Here is a 19,471-nt window from a genome sequence, read left to right as displayed (position 1 = left end):
CCGTGAAGGGATCCGCATGGTGGCTGGCGAACGATTCGCTGCTGGTGAGCCGAATTGTGAAGCTGTGGGAGAACGCGTGGGAAGAGTTCACCCGGTTCCTGCGCTTCGACACCGAGATCCGCCGCATCGTCTGCACGACGGGTCCGATTGAGTCGGTCAACGCTCGCATCCGGCGAACAGTCAAAGCCCGCGGCCACTTCCTCAACGAGCAGACCGCCCGGAAGTGCGTCTACATGGCCATCGTGTCGCTCGATCCCACCGGCAAGGGCCAGGTCCGCTGGACCATGCGATGGAAGACCGCGCTGAACGCCTTCGACATCACCTGCGACGGTCGGTTCTCAGCAGCCCATCAGTAACCAACAACCCTAGTTGCACCGCTCGTTTGACAGACGCTCGGCCCCCCGTCGGCCGTTCCCCGTGCTGCTGCTCAGCGACGATCGTTTTTGATGCCATCTGGCATGGCGCCTGTACGTTCCGGTGACTGATTTCTTCCCCTGTTGATCGGATAGGTCCTTTTGAATCATGCGCGACTTGTGGTGACCTACAGTTTCCCGACGAAGCCTTGAAAGCATTTCTGGACGCGGCGGGGGTCGGGCGGGGATGGACGGAACTGAATCCGTTGTTCTGCGGATCACGAGCAGTAAGTACGCCAGCGACCATCAGGGTTGGCTTGGCCAGGTCAGTCAACTGTCGGCTCGGTTGAGTGAACTCCAGGTGGATCCGGTCGAAGCCGAGGGCTGGGCCGCGACGGCTGTGCGGCTGGAGATCGGCGGATCGGAGTCCGACGAATGGGCAGCGGCGGAGCGGCCGACCGGTGGAGGCACCAAAGGGATCCTCGAAGCGTCGGCGATCCTCGTGTCGTCGGCAGCGATGTTGCGTGCGGTGGCCGTGGTGCTCCGTGAGTGGGGGAAGCGTGACGCCGGACGGTCCGTGTCCGTCGAGGTGACGACGTCGGACGGATCGGTGACGGCCATGGGGCAGGGGAGCGCGGGGATCGAGGCGGTTCGGCAGACGCTGGCCGAAGCCGTCGGGACGGCACCCGAGGGGCGGGATGGCAACCGCTGACGGGGCTTCGGCGACGTTCAAGGCCCTCCTCGTCGGCAATGCCAATTTCACGCACGACCGGCTGGGGCTGGAGCGGTTGAGAGGCCCGCTCAACGACGTGGAGAAGCTCTTCGACGAGTTGTCCAACCCCGACACCGGGCTCTTCGAGTGTCAGCGCCCGCTGACCGACGCCACCTACCTGGAGATGCAGCGAAGGATCGGCGACTTCTTCTCGTCGGCGGCGCCGGACGACGTCCTGCTCTTCTACTACAGCGGCCACGGCCGCCCCGACCTGAGCGGCAACTTCTACCTCTGCACGAAGGACACCGACACCACAGCGCCGTTCCCGCTCAGAATGCCGGGCTCGGAGCTGGCGGAGATGATCACCCAGTCACCCGCCCGACTCAAGATCGTCATTCTGGACTGCTGCTACGCCGGCGACTACAAGGGCGGCGGCTGGTCACCGCCACGCTTCCCAGGCACCGGGACGTTCGTGCTGGCCGCCGCACGCCGGGGGACACCGCTGGTCCCGGACGCACCGAGCGAAGGGGCTCTCAGCCCGTTCACCGCTGCCCTGGTGGAGGCACTGCGCCGCGACGACCTCGACCTCGACGGCGACGGATACATCACCGCAGACGATGTGGCCCGACATCTGTCCGCACGGGCGGACGCCGTACCGCACGCACCCTTCGCCCTCCAACGCTGGACCGGAACCGGGATCGTGCCGATCGCCCGCACCCGGCGCATCCGCCCACCGGACAGCGGGATCCGGGAGCATCGGAATCAGGAGCGCAGGGCCACCGAGGAGTTGGCCGGCATCCCGGCCGGCGGCACGACGGCCGTTGCACCGCCAACCTCCACTGCCGTTCCCGGCTTCAGTCCGCCCAAGCCCTGGCCCGAACTGCTCCCTGTGCCACCGCACGGAGCAACGGAGTTCTGCCTGAGCCGGCATCTGGTCACCAACGGCCAGTTCCGCGCGTTTCTCGACGATCCGGTCAACGCCCGCTGGCGGCCCGAGACGGCACGCGGCGCCGGACGGTATGCCGACGACAACTACCTGCGCCACTGGGAACGGATCAGCGGGGAAACGGAGTCGGAACACCTGCCCGTGGTAGCGGTCAGCGCCGACGCGGCGCGTGCCTACGCGACCTGGGCCGGTGCCAAGGTCGGCCGACCGCTGCGCCTGCCCACCCGGGCGGAATGGGAGCAGGCCGTGGCCGCGGGCAGAGACGGTGACTGGGCGGCTCAGGACGTCGGCGAGGGCCGGGTCAACTTCCTGGGGACACTCGCGGCGCTGTCCGAGGTCGGAGAGTTCGAGGCCAACCCGTACGGCCTGTGCGACCTGTTGGGAAACGCCTGGGACCTGTGCCTGGACCAGAAGACGGGAACGCCGGAACTGCGCGGCGGGGCGTTCGACACCCCGGCCGAACGCCTCCGAGAGCGACTGCCGTTGGCCTCACCGGTCCAGTGCCGGGCGAACGCCGGATTCCGCTGCGCCTGCTGACGACGGCCCGACGCGCAACGACCACGCACACCGCGAACGAAGGGGGAGGGGTGTACAAGATGGGGGAGAACGACCCGCGCATCCACGCCCTGCTGGACAAACTGCCGTACACCTGGGACCGGGACGACACGGAGCTGGCCCGGCAGGAGTTCCTCAGACGGCGGCCCGCCGTGTCCCGAAGACTGGTCGAGGCCCTGTGGCGGTACTGGGAGGACTGCGCCTCCGACCGGCCGCTGTTCGATGACCCCGAGCACAACCTCGCACTGGCCCTGCACGCCAAGGCGTTCGGGGTCGACCTCACCGGGGTCGAGAAGGGCGGCCCGCTCCACGAGGCGGTCACCCGGATCGCCGATCCCGCCCTCTGCGGGCCGCTGATGCCGGAAGCGCCGGCCTGGGGCCCGAGGGCCGCACTGGATCCGCACATCCGGGCGGCGCTGCGATGCGCCCTGCTCCGGGCATGGGTGGCGGTCGACGAACAGGGCCCCGTCGAGGTGCTCGTGGTCGGCGACGGCCTGCCGGAGATCCGCCAGCAGGTCGTCCAGGCGGCGCTGGTCACGTCGCTGCGCATCAACGGCCTCACCGAAGCTGAAGGTGACGGATATGTCACCGACCTCATCGGCGTCGGCGTCCTGCGCATCACGGCCGGATCGGCCGGGCAACAGCCCGCCGCCGGACTTCTGCCGGTCTTCGGTGCCCGCCATTCATCCGTGCCGGACGATGCGACGGCGACACCCAGGGGCGCCCTGCGCGACTTCGTCGCACTACTGCGCTCACTGCAGCACGAGACGGAACTGGTACAGGTCACCGAGGTCGGGCACGAGGACCTGGTCGAGTTCGGTCAGACCATCCGCTCGCTGGCCGACCGGGCGTGCGCCGACCCGGCCAAGGCCCTGCTGCGCCCGATCGCCGACACCGGCGGACCGGACGCCGTCGTCTCGCTGCTGCCCTACCTGCGCACCGCCAGGGAACAGACGACGGCGTGGGGAGCCAGCGTCGGCATCGACCTCAGCGCCGACCTGCTGACCACCGAACGGTACCAGCGGCTGGAACTGGCCCACCAGCGGGTACTGGCCGACCGGCTGACCATGGACGCCATGCTGCGCCGCGACCGCCTGCTGGCCGAGATCGACCAGCAGCAGACCGAACTGACCTCCTATCAGGTCGCCAGTCGTGAGGAACGCACGGTCCGGTGGGACCCGACCGTGCTCCTCTCCGAACGCTGGGACGAGCATCTCGGCAGAATGATCAAACTCGCCGAGGAGGAGGAGTGCGACACCGAGGTCTACTTCGCCAAGAACGTTCCGCACATCATCAAGCTGAAGCATGCCTGGGCCCAGCGGATGACCGTCCTGGTGGACAACCTTCAGACTGCGGTGCACAGGCCGCACGCCCCCGCACGGCAGCTAGCGGCGGGCCGCTTCGTCGACGCCGTCCTGCGTGACGCCGTCCCCGACGAGAGCCCCGCGACCGAGCGCGCCTTCCGTGCGTGGCGCGAGGACGTCGCCGCCATGCTCTGGTTCGAGTGGCGCTGCTCCCTGCGGGAGCAACTGATCGACCCGAGTGACCTGTGGACCCCGCACACGGCCTTCGTCACCCGCTATCTGCCAGCGGTCGACGGCGACCCGGCCGTGCTCTTCACCCACGCCTACTCACTCGTGGACGAAGACCGGTCCGCCGTACTGGCCGATGCGCGACGCGGTGTGCTGGTGGTGCGCGACGCCACCGACCACGCCGTACGAGAGACCGCCGAGGACGGTGCCGGCGGGGCACAGCCGCCGGGGTGGGACGAACTGGTGCGGCTGGCCGGACGGGCGGACTGCGAGGAGGAGACCTTCGACTCCGCGTTCCTGCGCGCCCTGCGGGCCCGGCCGCGGGACGTCGTACGCCGCATGGTCGAGGAGCTCTGCCCGTCGCCGCCGGACCCCGGGGAGGCGGCGACGATCGACGATCTGCTGGGCAGAGCCGTCCGTGCGGCGTCCCTCACCGAGGGCATGTCCCGCGCCCTGGCGGCCATGCGCGGCAAGGCGTTCCTCACCGCCCGGCAGTGTCTGGACGACGTGCGGGGCGAACCCCGCTGGGAGGCACGCGCTTGGCTGTTGCGCGCCGTCGTGGAGTGCACCGCCGACGAGATCCCGCCCCAGGACATCCCCGGACTGCTCGGCGGCCGCCTGCCCGGCCTGCCGCTGGACGCGGACCGCGCCCTGGACGAGGCCGCGGAACTGGACCAGGAGTACACCACCCGATGGCTGGCGGTCCTGCCGGACCACGACCTGGACATCGGTGTGCGTCGACTCTTCCACGGGCTGCCGCCGATCAGGTCGATGTGCCGGGAGCAGGGACGCGAGCAGGGCGGCGAGCGGGAGTTCGCCGTCTGGCTGTTCCGGCATGCCGTCGAGTCGGCCCGGCTCGCCCGGCAGCTGGAGGAGGCGGGGGAGGAACTCGCCGAGGATCACGAGGCGATCGACGTGGCGTTGGCCAAGCTGGGCAAGGCCGTGGAGGCCATTCTCACCGGACCCTTCGTGGGCGGGATGCGCGGCGAGGCACAGGACCTCTTCGCGATGCTCACCGGAGAGGATCCCCCCAAATACGGCCGAGCGGTGGTGCGTTGACCATGGAGAACGAACTCTATGTGGTCTGGATGGTGAGGGTCTCCGAACGGGCCAGGACGGCGGTCGGCTCGGTACTGGGCGACCTCGCCCGCACTGACCTGCTGCGCCGCCTGGCGGCCCTGGGGCAGGCCGAGGAACGGCTCGCCGAACTGGCCGTCCGGATCCAGGCGGAGTTCACCCCGCCGGAACTGCCTGCCGTCTTCACCGAGAACCACCTGCGCATGCTCGTCGACCCGCGAGTCGCGCCCGCGCTCGCCCAGGCCATGGACTGCCCGCAGGCCACGGTCCTCGGCAACCTGCTGGACGCGGACCAACTCGCCCTTGCCCTGCGCGACTCGGGCGACTCCACGGGCACGATCCTCGACCCGGAGCTGCTGTTCCTGAGCGTGCTGCCACGCCTGCCCCGCCTGGCCGCCCGCCACGGACTGGACTCCCGCGCCTGGGGCCCCTTCCTGGAGGACCGGCGATGGCTCACTCCCAGGGCATTGGACCAACTCACGAAGCTGGCCCGGACCCGAGGTTGGCCACCCGCCGCCCGGCCCAGTCAGATCCTGGCCGCCGTACTGGAGACAGCCGGCGAGGAAGTCCGCTCACTCGGCCCGGAGAGGGAGTTCGACGCGCTGGCACTGATCGAACTGCGGCGCAGAATCGGCCTCCTTGCCGAGCACCTGCGCGAGGAAGCCATGCGTCGCGCGGAGGAGGCCGCGCTGATGGAGCCGAAACTCAGCAGCGTAAGCCGCCTTCCCGCCTGGCTCGAACTGTACGAGCGCAACGCGGTGGCGATCGGCCTGCGCCGACTGCTGACCGGAGCGGACTCGCTCTCCGACCTGCTCCAGGGCACGCACACCGAACCCCCGGCGGTGACCGCTGAACCCAGACCGGACGAATTCCTGCGCATCACCAACGAGATCGCCTTCGGCGCCCTGTGGAAGCGGCGGGTCGCCTTCGACATCACCTGCCTCGTGCAAGGGCAGAGCGACCCCCAGGTCATCCTGCGCTGCCGCGGCCTGCGCAAGGACGACTACACCCCGATCCGCGGCATGATCCAGCAACTGCGTGGCAGAGACCTGGTCAAGACGGGCGGCACCCTTGGCGAACGCCTCCTCAACACCCAGGTGGCGCAGCGCAAGGGACTGCGCGGGCATCTGCGGCGCGTCCTGCACCGACACGGTCCCGAACTGATCCAGTGCGTGGTGCTCACCGGGATCCGGCAGCCCGTTCCGATTCCTTCGCCCTGGCACGAGTACCTCGCCACCAAGCTGCCCTACCAGTCACCTCCCGTGCACGACACCACCTTCGCCGACCCGACGCAGGTGAACCAGCGACTGCGCGACAGCGCGGCGGGACGCCGGATCGAAGAGATCCGCTGACACCATCCGGGAAGGAAGCATGAGTACCACCAGCAATCCGGCGATCCGCAACCTGGTGAGCTACAGCGCGGTCGCCCAGTGGGACGCCCGTGCTGGCTCCTCGCCACGCGCGACGGACCGACGCGACGCGGCCGTCCCCGGGACCCGCCCGGTCACCGTCGAGGACATCGTCAACAAAACCCTGCTGACGCTCAGCACGATCGTGCTGACCGGCAGCCTCACCACCTTCCTCGGCTTGCGGGCGCTCTTCTGGCCGGCGCTGCCAGTGGCCCTCGGCATCGCGCTGTACCTGGTCTTCCGGCCTCGTCCCAGTGCCGCACTCACCCTTGGTTACGCGGTCGCGGAGGGCATCGTGCTGGGCGCGTTCACCAGCACCGTGGACCAGGACCATCCGGGCGCCGCCTTGCAGGCGGTGCTGGGCACCTGCGGTGTGTTCGTCGCCATGCTGGTCGTCTACCGCACGCACGCCCTTAGACTGACCACCAAGCGCGTCAAGTGGATCGCGGCGGCGATCCTGGGGGTCGTGCTGCTGGTCGTGGCGAACCTGATCGTGGCTCTCGGCCTCGGATACGACCTGGGACTGAACGACGGCGGCGTCGTGGGAGTGGTTTTCAGCCTGGTGTGCATCTGCCTCGCCTCCCTGAGTTTCCTCCTCAGCTTCGAAGCGGCCGACCGGCTGGTCGCTCGCGGCGCCTCGGCGGACTGGGCCTGGTACGCGGCCTTCGGCCTGTGCCTGAACCTGGTCTGGCTCTACATCGAGCTGCTCTGGGCGCGAACCTTCTTTCGCTGAGTGCCTGACTCTGAAGCTCCTATAGATCGTCAAGCTGTAGGAGTTGACCTGATCGCGCCGCTGAAACCGCTGGTGAGATGGCGGTAGACCTCTCGCGCGACGAAGCGCTTAAGGCATCTGAAGATGTCCTTCGTCTTGAGTCCTTCGAGGGTGCATCGTGCGACGTAGTTGGGTTGTGCGTGGGTCCTTCGGTTCGCGCAGATCGCAAACGGCCCGGAGGCGGGGGCGGATCGACGCCCTGAAGGCTCTCTAGCCCCGCAGGCGCCTCGATGCCTTCCCTGCGCCTGGTCTCGACCCAACAGATAGAAGCACCCCCGCGAGAACACGTTCGTACACCAGCTGCGACCGGGCCACGGCGGCCCCCAGGGGCAGGCGGCGGAACACCCGCTGGAGCCGGCGTGCGCCGCTGCGCCTACAGGTGCGGCCACCACGGCTGTTGCTCCAGCCGGTCCAGTTCACGCTCGGCCCAGGCGCCGAAGCTGTTGCTGATGACGTCTTCCTCGAGTGGCGGGATGTCTCCACCGACGGCTTCAGCCCACGCACTGCCTTCTTTGGAGCGGGCCGTCGAATGCCGCAAGAGCAGGCCTTCCTGGACGAGTTGGCGCCCGACCTGTACGGCGGGCCTGCCCTGTGGTGCGTCGCGCACGCGGAAGGACGGGCGGGCGTACACATCCGCGACGGTGGGCTTGAGCGGAGCGCGCAGCCAGGTCGCATTCGGCGGAGGGTCCTCGCGCAGCGCCTCCGGGGCCTTGCGGGGGTCATGGACTTTGACGATCATCGCCAGGCGCGCACCCTCGTAGAGAGGAGTGGGCCGGGTGATGACGGCGACGTAGGCATGGGTGTAGCGGTCGGGGCCGGTAGCGCCCCATTCGGGTATGTCGATCTCGCACACAACGACCTGTCCCACCGCAGTGGCCAGGGGAGCCAGTTGAGCTTGCAGCACGACCGCAGTATCGCAGGGCGGTGCGCCTGCCGCCGGGCGATGGTGTCCAGGACCGGCGCCGCAAACCCCAGGACGGGCGCCCGCAGCCTGCCGAGCCGGTTTTGCTCCGGCGCCGCATAAAGGGGCCAGCAGCCGAGCACGAGGGCCCGCTACCCTCGCTGAATGCCTGAGAAGGACAGGCGGTTCCAGGCACGTTGGGGGTGGACCTGCGCAAGCCGGGGCTTCGCCCGTGGCCGCGAAGTTCGGACCCTCTTGGTGTTCGTGGACCATCCGGCCTCGATCGGCGCCCTGCCGCTGACCGTGGCACGCGACGCAGGCTGCCAGGTCGCCTACCTGCCCGACTGCGATGCGCCGGATCGCTGACCTCTACCCGGGCGAGGCGAAGACCGACGCGAAGGACGCCGCGGTGATCGCGGACGCCGCCCGCACCAAGGGTGACTTCGCCGGTACGGCAGCGCGAGCTGCTGGCGAATCCAAGGGCTGAGGGCGCCGGGGTAGGGCATCCCTCCGCGCGGTCAGACGACCCGGACCTCGAGGTTCAGGCCCTCCGCGAGGGTTCTGGTCATCTGGCGGATCTGAACCAGACTGCCGCCGGGTTTGGCGTGGTTGGAGGAGACGACCGCCGAGTCGGCGATCACCACGGCGGCGGTGTGCAGCGGGGCCACTGCGCTGGGCGCCGGTGGCAAGACGGTTCCGACGGTGAACTCGTTGCCGGACAGCGTGATGTGGCGGGCCAGGACGACGCTGTCCCGGTTCTCGAAGACGTTGTCCACGACATGGAGGGTGTCGTATACGGTCGGCAGTGCGATCCGGTCGGTGATTCTTGCGCGCAGGGTGCTGATCATCCCTTCGGAGACCGTCAGCCGGTGCAGGTGGTTGTCCCGTATGTGGACGGTTCCGCCGTACGCGGTCAACAGCGTCCCGTCGTCCACCCAGCCGATCAGCGGGGCGAGTTCCTCGCTGGTGAGCGACTCACGGGAGCGCACACCGTAGAGGCTGAGGTCACCGGCGATGTCGTTGCGGGCGACCACGACATCGGCCTCACGGGTGAACACGGGCTGGTCGATGCCGCTCTGGACCTCGTCCCGCGGGCCGATCTCCAGAGCGACACCCGCCTCGAACCCGCCGAGCGCCGCCGGGAGCAGCTCCAGCGCGTCCAGCAGAGCCAGCACAGTGACGACACGATGGGCGAGGATCTGGCCGAGGTGATCGAGCCGCCGCTCCAGAAGCCAGGGCAGCCGTCGCCGTTTGTCGGCGGCCAGCCGACGCAGCTCACCACCCAGCTCCGCCCGGCGGTCCTCGGGGATTGATTCCAGCTCGTCGGCGAGGGCGCGCACCGCGTCCGCGAACCTCTCGTGGTCCTCCAGCCAGGGGCGGTCCAGCGGCTTCAGCTCCTCCAGCAGACCGGTCAGCCGGTCCAGCGCCTTGCGAGCCAGTGGCACCAGGCGACAGCCGAGAACCGACACGCGCTGCACGCCGTGGATCCGCACCAAGGCCCGCTCGTCGACCCGGCCGGTGATATGGACGTTCTCCAGCCGCACCTCCTGCGTGTCCCGCGTCGTCAGTCCGCCGCCGCGAGGCAGCCACAGATCCAGGTCGAGGAGCCGGAACGAGACCCAGCCGTCCAGCTCCCAGGCCTCCCGGAAGAAGACCCGGGTGCCGCGTCCGCAGCCGCGCAGCGAGAGATGGAACGGGCGGCGCCGCTCCCCGGCGTCGAGGGTTCCGCCCCGCACGAAGTGATCGCCTGGCGCGAGGCACAGGCACAGGACGAGCTCGCCCCGGTCCATGAGGGTGGAGAGAGCTTCGTCCACCGTCGGGAAGTCCCCGGCCGGGCCCACGGAGACACAGCAGTCCTCCCGGCCGAGTGCGGCGTTGAAGGCCACCACCTGATGGGCGATCTCCTGGCCGCCGCGGTCCAGTAGGTGCGCCTCCACGGACTGCGCCGGGGTGAACCCGTCCGGCGTCCAGTCGGCCCGGGCGATGCCGCGGCCGTCGGTCGTGGCCTGCTGTGGCGCCACTTGGCCCCCGCCCCGGGTCACCCGGAAGGTCACCTTGGCTCCCGGAACCGGGAAGGGACCGTTGGCGGCGCGCACTGTCAGGGGGGTCGGCAAAGGGAGGGATGCGCCCGAGGACGCCCGCGGGACCTCCTGCCCGTCCCCTCCGACGTACAGCAGATTTGTCAGGCCCGTGAGCGACGGGATCAGCGGGCGGCAGTCGTGAGCCTCGGTCCTCTGCTCGGTGACGTCGACTCGGGCGAGGGGGCAGTAGTGGTGGACGACCCCGGCGGGAGCCGCCTCCGCCGGCTGCCCGGTGTCGTCGTCGCGCGGCCACTCGATCGTGCCGGACTCCCGATCGACGACGGCCGTCCGGGCCGGGAACTGCCAGTAGTCGCCGCTGACGTAGTCGCCCCCCGTGAACCTGATCCGGATGCCCTGCTCCAGATGGATCCAGCCGGATCCGTCCTGGTCGAAGGTGATGGCGCGGGCCGCGTCCCAGCGGCGCAGCTTCGGATGGCGTTCGGGGTTCACCCCGTCGGTCATGGCGGCCAGTCGGACCGCCGGGGAGCTGAGCGTGATGATGTCGAGGTCCTTGTCGATGGCTTCCACCTGCCTCAACTGCCGGGGCAGGCCTTCGAGCTCGATGGTGTCGTCGGTGAGCTCGACCCACTGGCCCGGCGCGAAGCCGAGCACACTGTCGGGTCCGAGGTCGGTGACCGTCACCTGGGTGCCGTCGATCCGGGTCACGCCGGTCACCACCGACCCGTTCTCGCGGGAGACGACCACCGAGGCCCCGGCCTTGCGCACGGCGGGCGCGTCGGCGGGCCCGATGCGCGGCATCCGCCCCGTGAGCGTGACGGTCGCCTGGTCGACCGCCACGACCTGGGCGAACGTGGCGTCGAAGGGGTCACTTCCGGGCCCGGTCGCCACCAGCTCGACGACTTCGCCCGCGGCGAGCGTGGCCGCGTGCGCCGCAGACAGCTCGACCCGGTCGTCCGTGCCCTCCGGAAAGGCGACCACCGGAAGCAGCGGGGCGGCGCCGAGGTCGAGGGCAGGGCCGGGGACGAGCACCTCCACCCTGTACAACTGGTTCTCCAGACCGGTGTAACCGGCACGCGGCGGCAGCAGACAGGGACTGGTCGGCGCGGCCTCCGGATCGGCCCGCGCCGCCATCCGCCCGGTGGTCCCCGGGGGCAGGGCCAGCCCGTCCTCGCAGGTCCACCCGGGCTTCACCGGGACATGCCTGACCTGCCACACCGTACGTTCCCGCGCCGACGTCGTCGGACCGCCGAGCGCGACCTCGCGGATCGACGGATCGTCCAGCGCCGTCACGAGCCGCCGCCACACGTCGAGACACAGGGCGTACGAGCCCGGCGCGGGCGGCCAGTCGATGTGCTCGGCGTCCCGGTCGGGCTGGGCGTCGTAGGGGACGTCCTCCTCGTTGACGACGAGGATGCCGTTCGCGTAGAAACGCCCGGCCGACAGCCGCAGGCCCACCCCGTCGGGGCTGGTCACCGCGAACCCGGCCGCCCCCACCGGCGCCCCGCACACGCCCGCGAGATCGGCGACGGCCGTCTCGTGGGCGCCGGAGAGGATCCGGTGCTCCTCGTCGAAGTCCGCGTCGGTGAGCACCCGGCCCTGCTCGTGCAGCACCGCGCTGTAGTGCTTGTGCGGCTGGTGCGTGCGCCGGCTGAAGTCGCCCTTCATACCCGTCCTCTCAGGTGGCGTGCACGAGGCCCACTTCGAGGCCGAAACGGAGGTAGTCGTCGAGGCGGGCCCGCAGGTAGGCCTCGCGCAGCGGCTGGCGCAGGTGGTGGTACACGCCGAGTTCCGACTCGTCGTCGGCGCCCCGCCATACCGCGTCGGGGGTGCGCCGGTCGAGTCGGCAGTACGCGGGGTCGCCGTAGCGGGCCGACTCCAGCACGGGCCGCAGCCGCACGTCCTCGGGCACGCAGCGGTGCCGCCGAGGGGTGCGCGAGCCCGGGGGCAGACTGCTGAAGCGCACACAGCCGCGCTGGCGTTGGTCGGCGAGCACCGGCGCTCCGGGCCCGGCTGCGGCCAGGACGATCGAGTTGGAGAGCCGCTCCAGGATCCGCGCGTGGACCCGGCCGAGCACCGTGCACGCGTCGTACGCGGCGCTCCCGCCGCCCGTCGCCCCGCCGTCCGGCGCCTCATGAGCCACGCCGGACTCGCCCGCGTCCACGACACAGTCACGGAAGGCGGCCTCGGCGTCGACGTGGCAGCGGACGCCGCCGAGGATGCTGCGCTCGACGGCCACCGACGTCTCCCCGGAGTCCACGTGCAGGCTGGGCTCGCCGGGCCGCCGGCGATGGCCCGCGGCGTCCAGGGCGATGCCGGGCACCAGGGTGCAGTGGCGTACGGCGAGACTGCCCTCGCCCGCGACGCGTACGGCGCCGCCCGCCACGAGCAGCCCGTTCAGTACGACCGCACCCCCGCCGGAGACGGTGACGTCCAGGTCGGCCCCCAGCTCGACCGTGGGCCGGAACCCGTCGGCGGCGCGCAGTTCCACGGTGGCCGAGTGTGCGGTGAGGGAGAACGCCTCGCTGTAACGGGCGTTGTCCCGGATCTCGACGACCCCGCCCCCGGCCGGCAGGGCCGCCAGGCCGCCCGCGATCGTCGTGTGATCGGCGCCGCCGCCCGCGCGCACGGACACGACGACGGCTGCGGGATCGGTGAGGGCGTAACTGTCGACCCGCTCGTACTCTCCGCCGCCGAGATCGGCGCCGAATCCCCGGTGGTACGACACGGTCGGCGCCTGCGCCTGCCCGTTGCCGAACGCCACTCGGCCCAGCACGGGATCCAGCCGCACCCGGCCGCTCGGGACGGGCGTGTGCGCCCACGCGCCGCCCGGCGCCAGGTCGCTCAGGTCGCACACCTCGACATACTCGCGGTCGACGCCGAGCAGATCGACGGAGAGACCGGTGCCGTAGTAGGACGCCAGATGGGCATCCATGGCCCAACGAGTGAGCGGCATGGGCAGGATGACGGACTCGGCCGGACGCGTCAGCTCGGTCTCGGCGACGGCCTTGGTGAACAACTGGACGGGCGCGCCCAGCGGATCGAGCAGGAAGCGGTGCCGTTCGCCCGGTGCGGCGGGGTGGGCGGTGACTCCGGAGACGGGATACGCCCGCAGCCGCCACAGGAACAGGCCCACGTTCGGGATGCCGTAACGCCCGCCGCGCGTCGCGATGCGCCGCATCTCGGGCAGATGGACGAGGCCCCGCTCGAACGCGCCGCCGAGCTCGGCCAGTTGGTAGGCGTCACGCACTCCGACCGTGCACTGGTTGCCCGTCCGCACATGGTTGACGTGCTGGGTCGTCGCCAGCAGCTCGAAGAACTCGACGGCACGGGCGGGCCAGCCGGTGGTGTCACGGGCGACCTGCTCCAGCACGGCCGCCGTGCCCTTGCGCGTCCGGTGCGCGATCGTGTTGGCCACCTCGGCGCGCGAGGTCAGCCCCGCCGCCTCCCCGCCTGGCAGCCCGCGCAGGCCGATCAGATCCGCCAGATACGGCAGCACCCACGGAGCGGCCGTCTCCACGAAGAGATCGTCGTGGAGCTGGTCGATCCCGTCGGCCACGACGGCTAACTGGTCGGTGAGCAGCCGGAGATACTCCCGGAGCGCTCCGCCGGAAGCCGCGTCGCGCTCGCGGTAGAGAGCGGGCAGCAGCTCGTACAGGTGGTCGCGAGGAATGCTCACCAGCCCACCTCCAGGTCCAGGCCGTCGGGGGGCAAGGTGAGGATCTCGGCCGGGGGAGCGTCCGGCGGCCCGCCTGGGAGCGGGGCGTAGACCGACAGCCGGGTGTGCAACGCAACCGTCTCGCCCCGCCGGTGGAGTCGGTCGACCCGGACTCCGTCCACCCCGGCGACGGAATGGACCACCGCGGTCAGCTCGCTGAGGGACACGTCCTGGCCGAAGTCCCGTACGGGCAGCGAGAAGGCGGCCAGCAGTGCCGCGCCCACGGCGTCGCGCACCGACGGCGCCTCGTGATCCGCGGCCACTCGCAGCGCTGCTCGGACGGCGAAGGAGGCCGTTTCGCAGGCGGACACGACGAGGGGCACCCGGGGGTTCCCCGCGGCCAACAGCATCTGGCGCAGGGAAGTGAGGAGGCCCGACGCGGGCTCGTTCAGGGCGACGGTCACGGCGACGCCCTTGCGCGCCCCGTCCCAGGTCCACACCGCGGTGGCCTTGGCGACACCGGCGTAGGAGGCGGCGAAGTCGGCGTAGTCGAGCAGGGAGACCACCCGGCCCAGCGTGAGGACGCTGCGCGGGGCGTTAGTGCGCGCGTCGGTGGTGCTCTGCGGGTCCTGCCCGCCCGTGGCCGGCAGTGGGTTGGTGACGGAGTCGAGGCCGAGCGGGCGGGCCATGGGGAGCGTGAGTTGCTCGGCCCGTACGTTGCCCTCGGTGCCGATGCCCCAGCGGTAGGCGGCGGTGACGTTGTCGACGCCGGTCGGCGTGGCCGCGCCGCTGCTTCCGTCGCCGAACTCGACCGTGGTCGTGCCGTGCTCGTCGCTCCGGGTCGTGTAGACGCGATCGCGCGGGCCGGTGCCGTACAGGACCTGCGTCTCGTGCCAGGCAAGGCCGTTGACCCGCACCTGGAGCGTCGAGGCGGCGCCGGTGAAGGTCGGGGCGGGCACCCAGGTGAGCGGCTTGTGGCGCAGGGCGAAGCGCTGGTACGGCCGTGCCGCGTCGGCGCTGCCCAGCACCTCGCCGGTGACAGTCTCGCCGTGGGTGGCGGCCGCGATGTTGCCGTAGAGCTCGATGGGCGTCGGGCCCATCACGTCGTAGACATAGGTGAGTGGTGTGCGCAGAGTGAGGGCGGACCGCGAGGCCGTCGCCGTGACGACTTCGCCGACGATCTCGTCCTCGGCGCGTGCGGGCAGGTACTCCACCGCGTCGGGTCGGGCGATGTGGACGTGGTCGACGCCGTCGTCCGTGCGGACCGTCCACCGCAGGAGGCCCGGCAGTTCGGTGGCTGGATGCACCGACAGGACGGTGGCCTCGACCCGGCGCGGCAGCGGGCGGGGCCGGTGGCGGTCGAAGGGCCTGGGACGCGCGGCCGGGATGAGCCGCAGCCGTGCGCGGGCGCGTTTGCCTCGGACCAGGACCTGGCGGTCGGCGGGCTGCGGCGGCAGCGGTTCCGTCAGCGGGATGGTCCGGCCGGTCAGCGGTTCGGTCAACGGGACACTGGCGAGCGGCAGTACACGGCTCTGGAACTCGACGACCGTCCGCCGGGTGGCTGCACCCCCGTGCTTGTTCAGTGCGCCCCTGAGGAGCTGGACGCCGAGGACCGTGACACGGCCGCTCACGCCGTAGTCGGCGGCCGAGGCGACCGACACCGCATCCACCCGGGCGAGGCCGATTTCGGTGTTCGACGTCAGTACGGCCCAACTGGCCGGGGCTGTCCCCTCGTAGAGTGCGTCGAGCTTGATGCCGGCCGGATCGAGTGCCGCGAAGTTCCAGTCGATCCGGGGTGAGGAGACCAGGTCGAGGCCCGCCCGGACAGCAGGGTCGAACAGGCGCGGATCCGGCGCGTTGAAGCCGAACAGGGCTGCCTGCCGGGCCAGTACATGAACGGTCACCTCGTCCCCGGCCGCCAGATCGAGTCCGGCCAGCGGCGGGGTGAAGGCGACCGCCGTCCGCCCTGCGGCGGAGTCCGGCGTCACGTCGAGGACGCGGGCCCTCGTCCACCGCAGGGCCGCCGACCACGGCTGCCGTCCGGCCACGAACAGCAGCGCGTCCCCGGCCCTGAGCCCGGTGGCCGTCCCGTCGAGCAGCACGGTCGAGTCACCGGTGCGGGGCGGGCGCGGACCGGTGGCCTTCCACCGGGGCCGGTTCCACGCCCCGACCGCCGTGACGTCCTCGGTCGTCTCGAACGTCTGCGGCCGTTCGCCGGGCCCCGGCAGGGACTGCACGCGGGTGCCGGTCGGCAGCACCGTCGATGCCGGCGCTCCCGGCGCGGTCGACAGGAAGAACGCCAGCCAGGTGCGAGCGGCCACCCCGGGCGCGAGACGGTAACCGATGAGCGCCGTGAGGTCGTTGACGGAACGGCGCTCCGTCGCCGTCCGTAGATAGTGTTCGTTGGCGATCCGCTCCGTGTAGAACGTGAGCACGTCGGCCACCATCGCCCAGGCGTCGATCAGCGCGATCGCCGGATCGTCGTCCGTGCGCGTACGCAGCGCGGCGAGCGCGGACGGCCCCGCCAGTCCCGCGTGCATGCTCGCCCGGAACGCCGCCCAGGTCCCGGTCCGGTAGGCGACGGCGGGCAGCCCGGGCCGGTTGACGATCTCGACCGGGGTGTGCGCGCTCGGGCCCAGGCAGCACGCGCAGCGGCAGGCGGATGCGCTCATCGGCCGCCCTTCAGTTCCAGGGCGAGGGTTCCGCGGTCGGGAAAGTCGGGGTCGTTGTCGAGACGGGCGATCTCCAGGTGTCCCATGGGGAGTTCGGCCGGAGTCAGCGCCGGCCGCCGGGCGGTGGCACGGCGCTGGAAGGTCACGGGTTCGACGAAGTCGACGCCCGCGACCTCGTGCGCGGCGGCCAGCAGCGCGCTGAGGACGACTGGAGTGCCGAAGGTGAGGTTGTCGGGGTGGAAGAACGCCCGGCGGCTGTTGGCCAGTTGGCCCGAGCCGAGCCGTTCGAGCAGAGAAGCGGCCACGTCCGAGCGGTGGTAGTCCGGGCGTACACAGACCCGCAGGACGACGTCCAGGGCGACGAAGGACGGCCCGTCGATCCGCAGGTCGTCCCCGGCCATGCGGTACTTCTCCAGGAACTCCCGCAGCCGGGCGGCGAATTCGGCGTCCACCGGCCGCCCGCCGGACCGGTCCACGGCGAGGAAGACGGTGTACCAGGAGCCCGTGTAGCGGGGGACCGCCACGGCGCGCTGCACCTCGGGGTGGCGTGCCGCCATGAGCGCGTAGTCCTCGGCGGTCACGGCCCGCTCGGGGACGAGGAAGGCGGCGGGGGCGTCCTGCCGTATCCGGGCGAGGCCGTCGGCGTCGGTGCCGCCCTGGCCCGGCAGGGGATTGGTGACCCCGGTGATGCCCGGCAGGGCGGTCACGATGTGGGCGAGGGCGTCGCCGCCGATGTTGCCCGCCCTGCCGTTTCCCTGCCGCCAGATCAGGTCGAAGACCGTGCGGGCCCGCGGGCGCATGCCGTGCCCCTCCGTACCGAAGCGGCAGACGGCCGTGCCGTCGGACTCGACCTCGACGACGAAGTCGCGGGCGAACGCGTCACTGCCCAGCAGGTCGGGCACGGGCCCCCAGTGCTGGCCTTCATGGTCCTTGAGCCGTACGGCGGGCAGGACGTGACGGCGTTCCCAGGCCAGCGCGGACGCGGCCGGGGCGCTCGGGTCGAAGCGGGCCACATCCCCGGGGCGGCCGCCGGGCAGGACCCGGCCCAGCGTGCCGACCATGGTGACGCCCGGCTCGGGCACCGGCAGAGTGAAGCGGGCGGGCCGGAGCCTTGGCCGTGCGGGCGAGCAGCGGTCGGCGGCGCCGGACAGCTCCAGGCGGGAATCGGGGTCGGGGACCGTCGCGGCGCGCTCCACCGTCCGGGTGCGCCCGTGGTCGGCGAGCACGATGTTCCCCCACATCACACCGATGTCCGGGATCACCCGGTCCGGCGTCCGCGCCGACAGGCACAGGTCGAACGGCAGTGCGTCCGCGGCGGCCCACGCGATCTCGGTGACGTCCACCGCCCCCAGCGGGTCGGTGCCGGGGATGACCTTGGTCAGCCGTACGGCGTGCCGGTGTGCGGGGTCGGCGCCCGCCGGCTCGCCGGTGCGCGCGTCGACGCGCTCGCCGAGGACGACGACGTCGCCGCGACCGAGCCGGGGACGGCCGAGCACGGTGGCCGTCGTCGCCCCGGCGGGCAGACAGCACTCGTCGTCGCCCCAGGTGTACAGGGGCAGTTCGTCGCGTCCCGCGGTCACGAGCGCGTCGTGCATGGTCTCGAAGACGACCGGCCCTTCTGACAGTGCCTGGAGGTGGGCGGCCGAGCCCGGTTCCACGACCGGGCCGAGCCAGGGGAGACGGGTGAGCAGTTGGGTGCCCGCCGGGACGGTCGTGTCGGGGGTGCCGGATTTCGTGTGGATACGGACCCAGGTGCGAGCGTTGCTGCCGTCGTGCGGACGGTGGGCGACGAGACGGGCGTGGCGGCGAGCGGAGATCCGGGAGCGAGCCGTGGCCAGGCTCGCCTCCATGCCGATCGCGTCCAGGCGGTAGCTCTGGTGGTCGGCGCTGTAGGCGAGTGCCTCGACCAGGACGACCGCGAGGTCCGCGGCGTGGCGCTCACGCAGCTCCGGGGCGAGCACGGCGAGCCGGTCTAGCATCAGCCGGCGGAAACCGGCGTAGTCCCGCGTCAGATAGTCGATGTCGGGCGGCGGGGGCGTGTCCGGGCCACGGTCTCCCGCGCAGCGGCGGTCGCAGTCGAAGTCCGAGGGGCAGTCGACCTTGAAGGAGAATCCGATCTCGCTGAGCCGCTCGTCGAGATCGGGCAGAGCCGCTCCGGACCGCGCCCGCAGGCGCAGGGTGTAGACGGAGTGGTCGCCGGGGCTTCCGACCCGCACGGTGAGGACGTCGTTCGCCCACACGACGCTTTCCACGGGAACCTGGGGGATCCGCACTCCGCCGGTGACGGCGACGCAGTCCGAGGTGAGTGCCGACACGAGCTCGGGCGAGGGGACGCGGAGGAAGTGCACGTCCAGCAACCGCTGCCGGTCGGCCGCCGGTACCCCCGGGCCGTCGTGGACCTCCAGGTAGTCGATGCCGTTGGACACACCGCCGCGCCGGACGGCTTCGCGGCGGTCGTCCCGGCAGCAGTCGAGGTCCGTCATGGCGTCACCGGCCCGCGGAAGGCGGCGCTCGTCCGCTCGCCGGTCGCCCGGACCACGTATCCGACCCGGACCGCGAGCGTCGACTCGACCGCCTCGACGTTCACCGTCTCCACCTGAATCAGCTCGCCCAGCCACCGGTGCAGCGCCGCCTCCACCCGGGCCCGCACCGCCGAGGCCAGGGCCTCGTTGTTGGGCTCGAAGACGAGGCCGAACAGCCCCGACCCGAAGTCAGGCCGGTTGACCCGCTCGCCCGGCGCGGTGAACAGCACCTGCTCCACCAGGTCGCGGACATGGTCCTCGGCGCCTGTGGTGGCGGTACGGCCGTCGCCGCCGATACCGAAAGGATGGTCCAGGTACGTCAT

General features: G+C 71.3%; 12 protein-coding genes and 1 pseudogene. 7 read left to right on the top strand and 6 right to left on the bottom strand.

From position 1 onward, the window contains the following. Nucleotides 1–2: 2 nt before the first annotated feature. The 6 genes from ACWDRW_RS35005 to ACWDRW_RS34980 all read left to right on the top strand — a co-directional run bounded on the left by ACWDRW_RS35005 (nucleotide 3) and on the right by ACWDRW_RS34980 (nucleotide 7,317). Nucleotides 3–356 (top strand): transposase, encoded by a 354-nt coding sequence (locus ACWDRW_RS35005; RefSeq protein WP_451730852.1) that lies wholly within the window; start codon nucleotides 3–5, stop codon nucleotides 354–356. 244 nt (nucleotides 357–600) lie between these two features. After that, nucleotides 601–1,065 (top strand): hypothetical protein, encoded by a 465-nt coding sequence (locus ACWDRW_RS35000; RefSeq protein ID WP_451730850.1) that lies wholly within the window; start codon nucleotides 601–603, stop codon nucleotides 1,063–1,065. Beyond that, nucleotides 1,052–2,548, top strand: a complete 1,497-nt coding sequence (locus ACWDRW_RS34995; RefSeq protein WP_451730848.1) for a caspase, EACC1-associated type — start codon at nucleotides 1,052–1,054, stop codon at nucleotides 2,546–2,548. The genes ACWDRW_RS35000 and ACWDRW_RS34995 overlap by 14 nt, the downstream gene beginning before the upstream one ends. Nucleotides 2,549–2,607: 59 nt before the next feature. Next, nucleotides 2,608–5,157, top strand: a complete 2,550-nt coding sequence (locus ACWDRW_RS34990; protein ID WP_451730846.1) for a hypothetical protein — start codon at nucleotides 2,608–2,610, stop codon at nucleotides 5,155–5,157. A gap of 2 nt (nucleotides 5,158–5,159) precedes the next feature. Beyond that, a complete protein-coding gene (locus ACWDRW_RS34985; RefSeq protein WP_451730844.1) occupies nucleotides 5,160–6,527 on the top strand; it encodes a hypothetical protein in 1,368 nt (455 codons plus the stop codon). Nucleotides 6,528–6,546: 19 nt separating this feature from the next. Continuing rightward, on the top strand, nucleotides 6,547–7,317 hold the full coding sequence (locus ACWDRW_RS34980; RefSeq protein ID WP_451730842.1) for a Bax inhibitor-1/YccA family protein: 771 nt from the start codon (nucleotides 6,547–6,549) through the stop codon (nucleotides 7,315–7,317). Nucleotides 7,318–7,729: 412 nt separating this feature from the next. On the opposite strand, the gene ACWDRW_RS34975 is transcribed toward ACWDRW_RS34980, so the two are convergent. Further along, nucleotides 7,730–8,260 (bottom strand): hypothetical protein, encoded by a 531-nt coding sequence (locus ACWDRW_RS34975; RefSeq protein ID WP_451730839.1) that lies wholly within the window; start codon nucleotides 8,258–8,260, stop codon nucleotides 7,730–7,732. Nucleotides 8,261–8,506: 246 nt separating this feature from the next. Here ACWDRW_RS34975 and ACWDRW_RS34970 point away from each other — a divergent pair. Continuing rightward, nucleotides 8,507–8,690: pseudogene (locus ACWDRW_RS34970) on the top strand (IS110 family transposase); the annotation flags it as partial. Nucleotides 8,691–8,775: 85 nt separating this feature from the next. On the opposite strand, the gene ACWDRW_RS34965 reads toward ACWDRW_RS34970, so the two are convergent. The 5 genes from ACWDRW_RS34965 to ACWDRW_RS34945 are packed head-to-tail and all read right to left on the bottom strand — an operon-like array spanning nucleotide 8,776 to nucleotide 19,471. Next, on the bottom strand, nucleotides 8,776–11,964 hold the full coding sequence (locus ACWDRW_RS34965) for a DUF6519 domain-containing protein (protein ID WP_451730836.1): 3,189 nt from the start codon (nucleotides 11,962–11,964) through the stop codon (nucleotides 8,776–8,778). Between the two features lie 10 nt (nucleotides 11,965–11,974). Then, nucleotides 11,975–13,975, bottom strand: a complete 2,001-nt coding sequence (locus tag ACWDRW_RS34960) for a hypothetical protein (RefSeq protein WP_451730834.1) — start codon at nucleotides 13,973–13,975, stop codon at nucleotides 11,975–11,977. Next, complete coding sequence (locus tag ACWDRW_RS34955; protein ID WP_451730831.1) at nucleotides 13,972–16,626, bottom strand: putative baseplate assembly protein; 2,655 nt, start codon at nucleotides 16,624–16,626, stop codon at nucleotides 13,972–13,974. Before ACWDRW_RS34955 ends, ACWDRW_RS34960 begins: the two co-directional genes overlap by 4 nt. Then, the gene (locus ACWDRW_RS34950) at nucleotides 16,623–19,109 is read right to left on the bottom strand and encodes a putative baseplate assembly protein (RefSeq protein WP_451730829.1); all 2,487 of its coding nucleotides are present in this window, start codon (nucleotides 19,107–19,109) and stop codon (nucleotides 16,623–16,625) included. The genes ACWDRW_RS34955 and ACWDRW_RS34950 overlap by 4 nt, the downstream gene beginning before the upstream one ends. Beyond that, entirely contained in the window at nucleotides 19,106–19,471 is a 366-nt protein-coding gene (locus ACWDRW_RS34945; RefSeq protein WP_451730826.1) for a GPW/gp25 family protein, read from the bottom strand. Before ACWDRW_RS34945 ends, ACWDRW_RS34950 begins: the two co-directional genes overlap by 4 nt.

It is taken from the genome of Streptomyces sp. NPDC003635, assembly GCF_053587635.1.
The sequence above is the reverse complement of the archived record's forward strand: the minus strand, read 5'-3'. Positions and strand labels throughout refer to the sequence as shown.